Raw genomic sequence first — 13,763 nt, forward strand, 5'->3', positions numbered from 1 at the left:
CGTGGCCTCAGTATCCTTCGTGGCCTCAGTATCCTTCGTGGCCTCAGTATCCTTCGTGGCCTCAGTATCCTTCGTGGTGAGCTGCATCTGTTAAAAAGCAAGTGAGTCAGCTCGATGCTATAGCAAGCAATAGAGCTCTGTTGCTGAGGTAGAGTCCGAGTTTTCTTGAGGCGACTTTAGCTATGACACGCCGAGAACTGCATGAGTAGCAGTTTAACTTCTCTTCAGTAGGTTAAAAAATCAACGAACAGGTTGGTTCATTTGTAAAACCTAAATAAGTTTGTTCGAAATCACATTTATCCCTAACTCTCTTCCCTATACTGCGCGGCCTTTACTAGGTTCTGCCAGTTTTTCATTCACTCTTTGTGGTTAAACTCCCTATCTTATGTTGCCGGTGTTGCTGAGATTGATATTTTCAGCTGCAATCTGTGATTTAGATATGAAAACAGAACCCTTAAAAGGTCATATAAGAACCGTCTAAGGAGTTGTCCATAATGGACTCTGTAATTAACAAAACTGAAAATACCTCGGCACAAGTCAAGGTTAAATCAAGCTGGAACAAGAGCGATACTCTATGGGTATTGGGGCTATATGGTACAGCTGTGGGGGCGGGCACCCTTTTCCTGCCAATTAATGCGGCCCAAGGTGGCTTGATCCCTCTCATTATCATGGCGCTACTGGCACTGCCAATGACCTTCTTCGCTCATCGCGGACTGACTCGTTTTGTGTTATCGGGTTCAAATCCAGAAGCTGGGATCACCGAGGTGGTAGAGGAGCATTTTGGAGTTGGTATGGGTAAGGTCATCACCTTACTTTATTTCTTTGCCATCTACCCGATTTTGCTCGTCTACAGTGTTGCACTTACCAATACTGTTGAAAGCTTTATGCAACATCAGCTAGGCATGACTCCGCCTAACCGCGCAACCCTGGCCTTAATCTTGATTATTGGCTTGATCGCCGTAGTTCGTTTAGGTGAACAGTTAATTATCAAGGCGATGAGTATACTGGTTTTCCCATTCGTTGCCGTGCTACTGTTGCTTTCTGTTTACCTAATCCCTTACTGGAATACGTCAATATTTAGCAATGTGATGCCTGCTGAAGGTGGGATCAGCACCATCTTAATGGCATTGTGGTTAATACTACCTGTGATGGTATTTTCATTTAACCACTCTCCGGTTATTTCCTCCTTCGCAGTCGATCGTAGAAAGTTTCACGGTGATAATGCTGAGAAACAGTGTTCACGGATCTTAGCTTTTAGCCATATTCTTATGGTTGTAACAGTGATGTTTTTCGTATTTAGTTGTGTGTTTAGCCTATCGCCTGCCAATTTAGCAGAGGCGAAAGCGCAAAATGTGTCGATATTAACTTATCTGGCAAACCATTTTGATACACCCATTATTGCCTATGTCGCACCAATTGTTGCTATCATCGCTATCACTAAGTCATTTTTTGGCCACTATATTGGGGCGAGTGAAGGCTTTAATGGTTTAATTATCAAGGCTGCACGCGGTAAGGGAAAAGAGGTCAACCCTGTTATTCTGAACCGTGTTACTGCTGGTTTTATGCTACTGACCACTTGGGCCGTCGCAACTATCAACCCCAATATTTTGGGAATGATTGAAAGTCTAGGTGGACCAATCATCGCGCTGCTGCTGTTTATCATGCCGATGTACGCCATCATGAAAGTACCAGCGATGAAGCAATACTCAGGTACCATCAGTAATGTTTTTGTAGTGATTATAGGACTAGTTTCAATCTCGGCAATCTTCTATTCATTGGTACAGTAAAATAAAAAGAGGACAGGAGCCATGGGCTTTTGTTCTCTTTAGCCTCTGAGATGGACCTTCCTTACAGATTGCAAGATCAGCATTGATCTTTAAACTATTAATCGTCGCCATCCTGTTTGGCTATGCTTTGATTAACGGTAGTTTGTTGTGATTTTTTACTCGGCGATGAAACTAAAGCACTGGCTATCTGCCAGTGTTTTTCTATGTCGACACTCATGTCTTTGTCTCTGTGATTAATGAGTCAAACGCTGCTATAACAGCCAATCAAATAGAACCCTTGTCGTTGTCGTATTGTCTAACCTGTAGTCTGCGTTCAGCTTGCGTTCATTTCCACACAGGCCTACTAACGCCATCAGCGAAGAATCACTGAAACTTACTCACTTGTTGTGAAGTGCTAAACTTCAAAAAGTATAATTAGGCAAAGGTTGGGGAACTGGAGAAATTTATGCATCGCACCTCAAATATATTATTACTCGTAGCAATAACGGTATTAACAACACCAGTCTTGGCTGACGCATCTCAGCCGGACGTTCTATTACAACAGGACGTTCTATTAAAAGAACAGCAAATTGATACAGGGCTGAAAAATTTTGGCTATCAGACTGGTTTAGCCCTTGGCTGTGTGACAGAAGAGCAACGTGCGCAGTTAGAAACCGAGGCCATGAATATCAATAGTGAAATCAGTCGCACCTTGGGGGGGGACAGAGCGTTTCTCTATGCTGCTAGCTTTGGATACGGTAGCAATATTGAACTCAATGTGCAGGAGTGCAAAGAAGCGTTGGCAAACTTTGAAAAACGTGCTGGCGTATTTTACCAAGACACGAGAGGCGAGAAATGAAACAAGGCCTAACACTTGCCATGATGGTATCGACGGTATTGATGATGTCCAGTCTTGTAAGCTTTGATGCCAATGCTGGTCGGTATGAAGTTCGTAAAGAGATCCGTGAGGGGAGCCGCGAAGTTAACCGCGAAAAACGCGAAGCTGCCCGTGAAGTGTTACGTTGCAAGACTCGAAAATGCGCCAAACGTGAAATTCGTGAGGGTTACCGTGAGGTCGCTAGAGAAAAACGCGAAGCACGCCGTGAAATTCGTCATGCATTGAGTGATAACCGCCATGACAGATGGAAACATAAAAATGATAATTTTCTGACGGGAGTATTGGTTGGTGGAGCCATTATTGGTGCAGCAACCGCTATTGCTAACGATAACGATAACGACTAAGCCTGTGTCGTAGTCTCACTAGCTTGAAGATCCATAGCTTTTTCGGTGGGTCTGTTTACCTTATGAAAAAAGAGCTTATTCGCCCACACTCCTTTTCACAGTTAGAGTGAGGTTAATGACTCCCTTTTTTGTCAAAGGCATATTTAGACCTCTTACTAAGCTTATAGTATTACTGAAGTAAGAGGTTATTATGCAGCGCTTTTATATGCAGCGAGTATATAAGCACCGCATATAAAAGCGCTGACAGCAGTTTAAACAATACTGTCAGTGGTTGCTGGCAGACTAAAGCAATTAAAGCTAAAGCATTCCAACTAAAGCATTCAAACTAAAGCATTCAAACTAAAGCATTCAAACAACCATCTTTATTAATACATCAGCTTTTTATATAGGTGATCCGTGGTATTCGCCCCTGGTTATTGATAGCACCGAGAAGGGACTGCGGCATTAAAAAGCGTTTCATCTTTTTGTTCCAGACGAGTATCAGTACACTTTCTTTCATACGCTGTCATTGATGAAGCCATTTTAGTGCATAACAAAGGTGTCGAGCCCATCGCTGCATAAGCGTACTCAGATATTGATGGTTAAGAGATGGCAACTGCTGCTAATGAACTTGGCTAAGCTTCTTTAGAAAATTGAAAGTTTAAGCCAGAACATAAACCGTCATGATGTCGAAAAGTCACCATAAGCAACTACACTAGTTAACTTAACTGTCCAATATATTGCGCTTTACTCGTTTGGATAGGGTTAATTAAACGATGGAGAATAATTATGGCTGACAACAAATGCCCTGTAATGCATGGCGGCGCCACTGAAATGAGTATGTCGAATATGGAGTGGTGGCCTAAGGCGCTAAACCTCGATATTTTGCATCAACACGATAGGAAAACTAACCCGATGGGAGAAGGGTTTAACTACCGTGAACAGGTGAAACAATTAGATGTTGCTGCACTTAAGAAAGATCTGCATGCGTTAATGACAGATAGCCAAGATTGGTGGCCTGCAGACTGGGGGCACTATGGTGGCCTTATGATCCGTTTGTCTTGGCATGCCGCAGGGACTTACCGTACGGCAGATGGCCGAGGCGGTGCGGGTAGGGGAAATCAACGTTTTGCGCCACTTAATTCCTGGCCAGATAATGTCAATTTAGATAAGGCTCGCCGTCTACTTTGGCCAATTAAAAAGAAATATGGCAACAAGCTGAGCTGGGCTGATTTGATTGCTTATGCGGGCACCATAGCTTATGAATCAATGGGCCTTAAAACCTTTGGTTTTGCTTTTGGTCGTGAGGATATCTGGCATCCTGAAAAGGATATTTACTGGGGGGCAGAAAAAGAATGGTTAGCCCCCAGCGGCAGCGAAGGCAGTCGATACTCTGGCGAGCGCGATCTGGAAAACCCACTAGCTTCAGTGATGATGGGACTTATTTACGTTAATCCTGAAGGGGTTGATGGAAATCCTGACCCACTAAAAACAGCCAAAGATGTGCGCGTCACCTTTGAGAGAATGGCGATGAATGATGAAGAAACCGTTGCACTAACCGCTGGCGGACATACCGTAGGTAAATGTCACGGTAATGGTGATGCAGAGTTATTAGGCCCTGTCCCAGAAGGTGCTGATGTAGAAGATCAGGGCTTGGGTTGGATAAATAAAACCGAACGGGGCATTGGCCGTGATACGGTATCAAGTGGCCTTGAAGGTGCATGGACAACGCATCCAACTCAGTGGGACAACGGTTATTTTACGTTACTACTCAACCATGAGTGGCAGCTAAATAAAAGCCCCGCAGGTGCTTGGCAGTGGGAACCTATTAATATAAAAGAAGAGGATAAGCCTGTCGATGTTGAAGATCTGACCAGGCGCTACAATCCTATTATGACCGATGCCGATATGGCGATGAAGTTAGATCCCGATTACCAGAAGATTTCAGCACGTTTTTACAAGGATCCTGAACACTTTTCTGCAGTATTTGCTAGGGCATGGTTCAAGCTGACTCACCGTGATATGGGGCCGAAAACAAGGTATATAGGCCCTGATGTACCAGATGCTGAACTGCTTTGGCAAGATCCTGTGCCTAGTGGACGCAGTGATTACGATGTCGCGTCGATTAAGGCGCAAATAATGGCGTGTGGTCTAAGTATTAGCGAGATGGTCACAACTGCATGGGACAGTGCAAGAACCTTCCGTGGCTCTGATCTTCGCGGCGGTGCTAATGGGGCACGGATCCGTTTGGCACCACAAAGAGACTGGCAAGGCAACGAGCCTGAAAAGCTTAACCGGGTGTTAGCCGTGCTCGAACCCATTGCTGTAAAAAATGGCGTGAGTGTGGCAGATGTCATTGTGCTTGCTGGTAACCTTGGTGTCGAGCAGGCCGCTAAGGCAGCAGGGTTTGCTACAACGGTTCTATTTTCGCCAGGCCGTGGAGATGCTGTGGCGGAAATGACCGATATTGAATCTTTTCATGTTTTAGAACCTCTCCATGATGGTTATCGTAATTGGTTAAAGAGCGATTATGTTGTCAGCGCTGAAGAGTTGATGCTTGATCAAACGCAGTTGCTTGGACTCTCAGCACTAGAGATGACGGTACTCGTCGGTGGTATGCGCGTATTAGGTACAAACTATGCCGGCATGAGCCATGGAGTATTAACCGAACATCCGGGAGTTCTGACAAACGACTTTTTTGTTAACCTGACCGACATGAATAACACGTGGAAACCCGCAGGTAATAATTTGTATGAAATCAGTGATCGCAAAACGGGGAAGGTTAAGTGGACCGCAACACGAGTTGATCTTGTGTTTGGCTCCAACGCCATTCTTCGCGCCTATGCAGAAGTTTACGCTCAGGATGATAATAAACAAAAGTTCGTGCAGGACTTTGTTGCAGTGTGGGCTAAAGTCATGAACTCAGACCGTTTCGATTTAAGCTAATTGGGTTATTTGATACTGTATTGATTGTCTTTTATGAGGGCGATTTATCAATAATTAGCCAATAAAAAGAGGCCTAAGTTATTAGCTTAGGCCTCTTTTTCGTAGTGCTTATTACTAAAGTTTATCAGTCAAACCTACATGAGAAGCTTACAAGAAAAGCTTACGCAGCTTGTACCTGTTTAGTGTACTCAAGTGTGCGCGCTTTTAACTCTTCTGGGTCAAAATCGTCGACATTGATTGACTTCATACGGCCGATTTCAGCTCGCTCAAGCAAGGCAATCTCATCTTCACTTAGTACCCCAAGCGCCTTACCTTCAGCTGCGATTTTATCAAGCCACATGAAGGGCAGGCGCTTACCTGCCGCTTTACAGACTTTGTCGTAGATAGGCTCAGATGCCAAGATATCTTTAAAGGTTTGTTCTTGAATACCCACAGCGTTATGTTCGCTAGGCGTCCAGAACTGGCCTTTGCCTAAACGGTCACGACTTGCACAAGGTGTTTGCATGATTTTTGCTACCTTATGGTCAAGTATGTCACTTGGGCGCTTAAGTGGACGACCAAATGGGAAGATCACAGCTCGCAGCGCAACACCTAGACCCATAGGGAAGTTATCTAATAGGTCATCAAGCGATGATTGTAACTTGTATAGTGAATCTTCTACAGCCCATTGCACGAGTGGCAGATCTTCAGTCAAACGACCTTCATCTTCATAGCGCTTAAGGGTTGCTGAAGCAAGATACAGCTGGCTAAGTAGGTCGCCAAGACGGGCAGAGATCCGCTCTTTACGCTTAAGGTTACCGCCAAGAGTGGCCATTGCAAGGTCCGATAGTAGTGCTAAGTTAGCGCTAAAGCGGTTCATCTGCTGATAGTAACGTTTAGTCTTATCTGAATATGGCGCGTTAGAGAAGCGGCTCGACGTTAGACCCATCCAGAAACTACGGACTAGGTTGCTGGTGGTAAATCCAATGTGACCAAATATAGCCGTGTCAAAATCGCGTAGGCCCCTGCTTGCGTCGGTATCAAATGCTGATTCCATCTCAGCTAATACATACGGATGACAACGAATAGCCCCTTGGCCATAGATAATCATCGAACGGGTAAGAATGTTGGCACCTTCTACGGTAATCGCAATGGGTGCAGCCTGATATCCGCGGCCTAAGTAGTTATTTGGGCCTAAGCACACACCTTTACCACCGTGAATGTCCATCGCGTCAATAACGCATCGCTGCATTCTGTCTGTTAGGTGATATTTTACAATGGCTGAGATAACTGACGGCTTTTCGCCTAGATCAATACCCGTCGTTGTCAGTGAGGTCACTGCATCCATTAGATAAGCATTGCCGCCAATGCGCGCCATTGGCTCTTCGATCCCTTCAAGCTTACCGATAGGTAACTTAAACTGACGACGAATACGGGCGTAAGCGCCTGTTGCGAGTGCTGCGGTTTTAATGCCTCCGGCAGAGTTAGACGGCAAGGTAATACCACGGCCAACCGATAGACACTCAACTAACATTCTCCAGCCTTGGCCAGCCATTTCAACGCCGCCAATGATAAAGCTGAGCGGTACAAACACTTCATTGCCACGAGTAGGACCATTTTGGAACATACAGTTTAGTGGGAAGTGACGACGTCCAGTTTCAACACCTTCAATATCGGTAGGGATTAGAGCACAGGTGATGCCGAGTTCTTCTTGAGTACCAAGCAGTTGGTCAGGGTCGCGCAGTTTAAATGCAAGCCCCAGTACGGTTGCAACAGGAGCAAGGGTAATATAGCGTTTGTTCCAGGTTAGCTTCATACCTAATATTTCTTCGCCTTCCCATTCACCTTTACAGACAATACCGTAATCAGGAATTGCGCCAGCATCACTACCTGCTTCTGGGCTTGTTAGTGCAAAACAAGGTACTTCTAAGCCTTTAGCAAGGCGAGGTAAGTAATGGTCTTGCTGAGCGGTAGTACCATAATGCTGTAGTAATTCACCAGGACCGAGTGAGTTAGGTACACCAACGGTTGAAGCCAGCTCACTGCTTAGACCTGCAAGTTTTTGCAGAACACGTGATTGAGCGTAAGCCGAATACTCTAAACCGCCGTACTTCTTTTTGATAATCATGGCAAAGAAACCATGATCTTTAAGGTATTGCCAGATCTCTTCAGGAAGATCACCAAGTTCATGAGACACTTGATGCTGGTTTAGCATGCGACATACTTCTTCAACTGGACCATCTAAGAAAGCTTGCTCTTCTGCGCTTAAGCTCGCTTTTGGGTAATTGTGTAGCTTGCGCCAGTCAGGCTTGCCAGCGAATAGGTCGGCTTCCCACCAGGTGGTTCCCGCTTCGATGGCTTCTTTTTCTGTGGAAGACATCTCCGGCATGATGCCGCGGTACATTTTTAGAAGTGGGCGAGTAATAACGTTTTGTCTAAATGAGCTGATATTAAGAGGTAGAGCAATGACAAGAAATACTACCCACAGTAATGGGCTTACACTTGCGGCTCCGGTACCAATTGCTAATACAATCGCGGTGCCTAAGGTGGCAGTTAGTAAAGAGACTCTGAGATAAGCAAATGCGCCTATCGTCACAATCATCGCCAAGATCCAAAGTAGGGTCGTCACTGTAATTCTCCTTTTATGTGTGACCTATAGTGGTGCTAAAGGCACTTATTTTAGGTTCTTCCTCACAATTATAGTGCGTGGTCAGACCTGTGTCTCACAAAATCTAAACCTTAGTTAATTTTAATACAAGATTTTTTTAAACAAATGTTTAAATTTTTGTATCGGGATAAACATTTCACAATGGCTATCAAGTGAGTAAAATGGTGTAATTAGAGAAGATAGTAATAGATAAACGGGATAGAGATTAATGTGCGAGTTACTGGCCATGAGTGCCAATGTTCCGACCGATATTGTATTTAGTTTTACAGGGCTTGCCCAACGAGGGGGTGTAACTGGACCACATGTCGATGGTTGGGGGATCACGTTTTACGAAGGTAAAGGTAACCGCACCTTTAAAGATGCGCGCCCGAGTAGCGAGTCTCATGTTGCACAGCTTATAAAATCGTACCCGATAAAAAGCGAAGTGGTTGTAAGTCATATCCGTCAAGCTAATCGAGGCTGTGTTTCACTTGAAAATACCCACCCGTTTACGCGTGAGCTTTGGGGCCAGTATTGGACATACGCCCATAATGGTCAGCTAAGTGGTTATGAGCAAAAATTTGTCTCAAAGCGTTTTACCGCGGTAGGGGATACCGATAGTGAAATGGCTTTTTGTTGGATCATGGACAAAGTGGTTGAGGCATTTGGTGATACAGCTCCTGCTGATAGGCTAGCGGTTTATGATTATATTTCGACACTCGCCGATGAAATTCGCACATTAGGTGTGTTCAATATGATCTTAAGTGACGGTGAACACCTTATGAGTTATTGCAGCAATAACCTTTGCTATATCACTCGACGCGCGCCTTTTGGCAAAGCTAAGTTGATTGATACCGATGTGGTGATTGACTTTGATAAAGAGACCACACCTAACGATGTTGTCACGGTGATAGCCACAAGGCCTTTAACTAATAACGAACAGTGGAACGTATTAACTCCCGGTGAATGGAAGTTATTTAAAAAAGGTGAGTTAGTCAGCTCGTCCAGTTAATAACGGCTTACTGAAATAAAAAAGCTCGCTACGTTTGGTGTGGCGAGCTTTTAGAACTTGATACGCTGTAGCTGCGAAATTAGCCTTTTTCATTGCTAGGAACATCATGTAATTGAGCCTGTTCTGATGTTGATTCATCAATTGGCTTTACGGGGGCAAAATGATAATTAAGCAGTTTGATGTCGAGTTGTTTACTGCCTTTCTCAAAATGGGTTAAGCGGATAGGAAGGTAGCTAAGTTCTGGCGCCATCCAAAAGAAAGTCTGGCGTTTTTTGCTCTTGCGTACCACTTCAAACTTAATGGTTTGGTAGCTGCCACTGTCGATATTTACCCGTTCTTTGCCTACAATTTTAAAAGCGTAATCATCGACCTCGCCCTCTTTTACCATGGTGTAATGCAGTTCATCTTTATGGGCTTCCATGTCGAGTCTAAACTGTAACTGAACCATCAGCGGATCAAATAACTGGCTGTCATAAGGAAATTGGGTTCGCTCATCTTTGTATCGGCTATGGATAACATTTTGGCCTTTTGCAAAAGCGGCTTGCTCTCTAAAACTTGGTCCGGTGCCGGTGCGCTCAACTGAATAACGCATAGGCATCAGCTGATTATTACCCTCTAAAGTAAATTCACTGCGTATATGACGTTGGTCAGATAGCATGAGCAAGCCCACATCACTATCAAAACGGTATTGAAATAGGTTGCCGTCGGGCGCATCGAGGATATAGCGGGCGCGGCCTAGTTCAATACTGCCGTAATTGACTTGATACTCTGCAGTATGTGGTGTTAATGCTGTTGTATTGGCAAGACAAATATGACTGACAAACAGCAAGCTAGTAGCGAATAGAGCTGGTAACGTTTTTAACAAAGACAACTCCTTACAATCGAGGATGATTTGGCACTGGCCTAATTTTAATACAATATATTAATGACACTAGCATCTAAAATGGTAATGAAAGCACTAATGTTGCGATATCAGGTTGCCACTCATATTCAGACAACTTAACTTTGCCACGGTTCACTATAATGTCTTCGCTGCGCAGTCGCTGCATCTGTTCAATGAATGGCGAGCTATGTTCAGCAAATGATATTTTTCCTTGGCTATTAATCACTCTGTGCCATGGCAGGTTTAATTCATCGGGTGCTAACTTAAGCGCTTTTGAAACGTAACGAGCTCGCCCTGGTAAGCCTGCTAAGTCGGCGACTTTTCCGTAAGAACAGACTTTCCCTTCAGGGATCATAGACACAATATGCCAAATTTGCGTCATTGCTGAAGGCTTACTGCTTTTTTGAATCAAATCGAGTTCCTTTTATTACCGTAAGATTTAACCTTGAGAAGGTCAATAATCTTGCTCTATATGGCTCATATTTACGCTTATTAGTGTTACCAATGTTAATGGTTTGGTGGTGCTATAGTCCAGGGTTAATGGGTTGTAATATAAAGTAAAAGCTCTTGCCGATACTTGGCGCTAAAGTAATAATAGCGCTTTTTTGACGGTAGATATAATGTCAGTAAAGAGGTTAAGTCATTTTCTGGGGGCTTTGTTATTACTCTCAGTTGCATCAGTCCCAGTTTTCGCAGGCGATTTTAGACATATTGCAGATCCATTAAATTTGAATGATTCGCTCTATGTTGGTTTTGATGGCGATGTGTTTAAGCTTGGTGGTAGCTTTGCAACAAGCCACCAAAAGTTTTCAGCCAATACCAATATTGGCGGCGATAAATGGCACTTAGGTTACCTTTACTCTACGCAGCAGGTAAATTTTAGAGCCTCTGTTGTTCATGGTAAAACTGATACACCCCAAGGTAAAGCCAGCCATTATCAGTACCAAATGGGACTTATGACCGAGCATCAGGGCTGGTTTTCAACCCAGGTATTTACAGAATTGGCGGTGAATCATTTAGCCGTTAAGTCATATAAAGACAGCACTGCTGCCAATGCCAATATGACTGTGTTAAAGGCGATGACTGAACATTGGTATAGTGAGTTTTACCTGCAGGGTAATGCCGGTGTTGACGGCGTTGAGCGCTATGAGGCGAGAAGTTGGCTAGCACTTGGTTATCAGATTAACCCACAATGGTCTTGGCTTGTGCGTTATCAGTATGATTGGGAAAAGCTTGATCGCTTTGAAAGCGAAGACACTCAGTGGGTGTTTGCGGTGCGCTCTCAATTTTAAATAGTGCGGTTGGTACGCTATGAGTTTTAACGTAGCATTAAGAAGCCCATGTTGATCTGATTAGACCGACATGGGCTTTTGGTTTTAAGCGCCGTTGAATAAGATTTATTGCTGGTTAACGCCTATTGAAAATTTGAGTTATCAATAGGCTTATCCTTGGGTATATTCGCAATAAGTGACAACCACTTACTTAAGGGTTAATGATTTAAGTCGCTTGAGCTACTGGCACTGCAGTATCATCTGCAGCTTCTGGTGTGGTACCAAACTTATGGAACAGTACTAAACCAAGTGCCGTTACCAAACCAAGTGCCCCTATGATGTACCACATCAGACCTGGGCGACCAGCGCCTTTGGCAACTTCTGAGTATAGGTAGCCAGATAGCGGGCCCGCCAGTAAGAATCCAATCGCTGAAGAGACAAAGTAGTAACCCATAAACATGGCTTTTTTGTCATTTGGCGCAAAGCTTGCCACATACTCTTGGCTTTTCGGTGATGCAACCATTTCGCCAATTGAGAATACCAAGATAGAGGTCAGCACCATTGCCCCGCCCATGATTGCGCCATGCGCCAGTCCGCCAATGGCAGTGCCTAAGGCGAGAATAATCGTGCCACCAACCAAAACGGGTAATGCTTGGAAACGTTCTACGAAACGACTGATCATCAACTGCATTATTACAATCGACAAAAAGTTAAGTCCAATAAGGTACTCAGGGTTAACTTGGCGATATTCACTTGCCCATGTTTGAGCATATTGCGCCGCAAGCGCAGGGTTTTGTGATATAGCATTTACCGCTTGGCTTATCTCAGGTGTTGGCACCATGACTTTTGTATGAACAAGTTCAAAGTAAGCTTGCTTAACGTTAACTGTCCCTGCAGCCACCTCATGGCTTAAGCGGGTTAATTCCGATTGCAGTAAACTCGTATCAACAGGGGCGAAAAACTGTAATAAGTCAGGGTAACCTGCGAGCATCATCACTAAATCAGATGTATCGACAAAGTCTCGAATGTAGATAGGTAAGGTAATAAATATCTGCTGATAGACCATCCACATACCGGATAGGATGAGTAGATAGATCACAAAGGGTTTGTTACCTAGACTGATTTTCTGCGCGTACCACGGAGCTTTGGGTTTTGTTGATGCTAGCTTGTCCCAGATGATATGGCCAGTGAACCAGGCTGCATAAATGATTAGGGTTGTCTCCCCCGTGATCCACTTGGCGCCATAGGACATTAAGATGATTAACGTACCAAAGAATAAAATGGCAAAGCGGGCGTTGCCAAGAACTTCTTGGATGTCTTGGAATACGGCTTTAAGAGGTTTACCTTTCTGCTGGCTTTGATCCGTAGGTTCTTTATAGAAAAAGAAAGCTGGAATAAAGTTAATTGCAATCCAAAATGATGACATGATAAACACCCAATCCCAGCTAATCGCTCTAACATAGCCGGCAATGAAGGGACCTAAGAACCCACCGATATTGACCATCATGTAGAAGATCCCGAAGCCTAATCCCCTGTTTGTATCATCTGTTGTTCGGGCTACGGTGCCAGTGACCACAGGTTTAAAGCAGGCAGCTCCTACTGCGACCCCCATAAAGGCCACAAAGAATCCCATAAAGGTATCAACTTGGCCAAGTAGGTAGTAGCTGGGGCACATGATAGCGTAAGCCACTAAGAACATTTTCCGATAACCATATCGGTCGGCAAGTGCTCCAGTTAGTACAGGGAATAAATAAAGGAAAAACGGGATCATACCTTGTAATAAGCCACGTTCTTGATCTGAAAATCCTAAGCCACCCTGATTTTGCGGTGAGGTCATATAAAGGGAAGATAGGGCGAAAAAGCCATACCAAGCAAGGCGTTCAAAGATCTCCATCGTATTGGCAACGAAGAATGTAGGGGGCAGTGCAGTGCGTCCTGCTTGTGTCATATTATTTTCCGTATATTTTATACATTTTGTTTTATGCTATCACATGTTGCGTAAATGTGGAGCTAATTGTTTAAATTAGCGGCTGGTGTA

The 13,763-nt window shown here is 44.2% G+C and carries 10 protein-coding genes; 6 read left to right on the forward strand and 4 right to left on the reverse strand.

The features are described 5' to 3' along the window. Positions 1 to 494 precede the first annotated feature (494 nt). The 4 genes from ACVBIU_RS17170 (at position 495) to katG (ending at position 5,933) form a co-directional block, all read left to right on the forward strand. A complete protein-coding gene (locus tag ACVBIU_RS17170; RefSeq protein WP_447159864.1) occupies positions 495 to 1,787 on the forward strand; it encodes a serine/threonine transporter in 1,293 nt (430 codons plus the stop codon). Between the two features lie 445 nt (positions 1,788 to 2,232). Further along, positions 2,233 to 2,625, forward strand: coding sequence for a hypothetical protein (locus ACVBIU_RS17175; RefSeq protein ID WP_447164408.1), 393 nt, complete (start codon positions 2,233 to 2,235; stop codon positions 2,623 to 2,625). Continuing rightward, the gene (locus ACVBIU_RS17180) at positions 2,622 to 3,008 is read left to right on the forward strand and encodes a hypothetical protein (RefSeq protein WP_447164407.1); all 387 of its coding nucleotides are present in this window, start codon (positions 2,622 to 2,624) and stop codon (positions 3,006 to 3,008) included. Before ACVBIU_RS17175 ends, ACVBIU_RS17180 begins: the two co-directional genes overlap by 4 nt. Positions 3,009 to 3,776: 768 nt before the next feature. Next, positions 3,777 to 5,933, forward strand: a complete 2,157-nt coding sequence (gene katG, locus ACVBIU_RS17185) for a catalase/peroxidase HPI (RefSeq protein WP_447164406.1) — start codon at positions 3,777 to 3,779, stop codon at positions 5,931 to 5,933. 160 nt (positions 5,934 to 6,093) lie between these two features. Here katG and fadE read toward each other — a convergent pair whose 3' ends face one another. After that, on the reverse strand, positions 6,094 to 8,541 hold the full coding sequence (fadE, locus tag ACVBIU_RS17190) for an acyl-CoA dehydrogenase FadE (RefSeq protein ID WP_447159860.1): 2,448 nt from the start codon (positions 8,539 to 8,541) through the stop codon (positions 6,094 to 6,096). A 247-nt stretch (positions 8,542 to 8,788) separates the two neighbouring features. Here fadE and ACVBIU_RS17195 point away from each other — a divergent pair, with 247 nt between their 5' ends. Next, positions 8,789 to 9,571, forward strand: coding sequence for a class II glutamine amidotransferase (locus tag ACVBIU_RS17195; protein WP_447159859.1), 783 nt, complete (start codon positions 8,789 to 8,791; stop codon positions 9,569 to 9,571). A 79-nt stretch (positions 9,572 to 9,650) separates the two neighbouring features. On the opposite strand, the gene ACVBIU_RS17200 is transcribed toward ACVBIU_RS17195, so the two are convergent. Together ACVBIU_RS17200 and ACVBIU_RS17205 are read right to left on the reverse strand one after the other, a co-directional pair. Continuing rightward, positions 9,651 to 10,436 carry a DUF3108 domain-containing protein gene (locus ACVBIU_RS17200; RefSeq protein ID WP_447159858.1) on the reverse strand — a complete coding sequence of 262 codons (786 nt, stop codon included), beginning with the start codon at positions 10,434 to 10,436 and terminating at the stop codon, positions 9,651 to 9,653. Between the two features lie 73 nt (positions 10,437 to 10,509). After that, a complete protein-coding gene (locus ACVBIU_RS17205) occupies positions 10,510 to 10,836 on the reverse strand; it encodes an MGMT family protein (protein WP_447160012.1) in 327 nt (108 codons plus the stop codon). A 238-nt stretch (positions 10,837 to 11,074) separates the two neighbouring features. Between ACVBIU_RS17205 and ACVBIU_RS17210 the strand changes: the two genes are divergently transcribed. After that, positions 11,075 to 11,746, forward strand: a complete 672-nt coding sequence (locus ACVBIU_RS17210) for a hypothetical protein (protein ID WP_447159857.1) — start codon at positions 11,075 to 11,077, stop codon at positions 11,744 to 11,746. 205 nt (positions 11,747 to 11,951) lie between these two features. On the opposite strand, the gene ACVBIU_RS17215 is transcribed toward ACVBIU_RS17210, so the two are convergent. After that, complete coding sequence (locus ACVBIU_RS17215) at positions 11,952 to 13,673, reverse strand: MFS transporter (RefSeq protein WP_447164405.1); 1,722 nt, start codon at positions 13,671 to 13,673, stop codon at positions 11,952 to 11,954. Positions 13,674 to 13,763 lie beyond the last annotated feature (90 nt).

This window comes from Shewanella sp. 30m-14 (assembly GCF_052977125.1).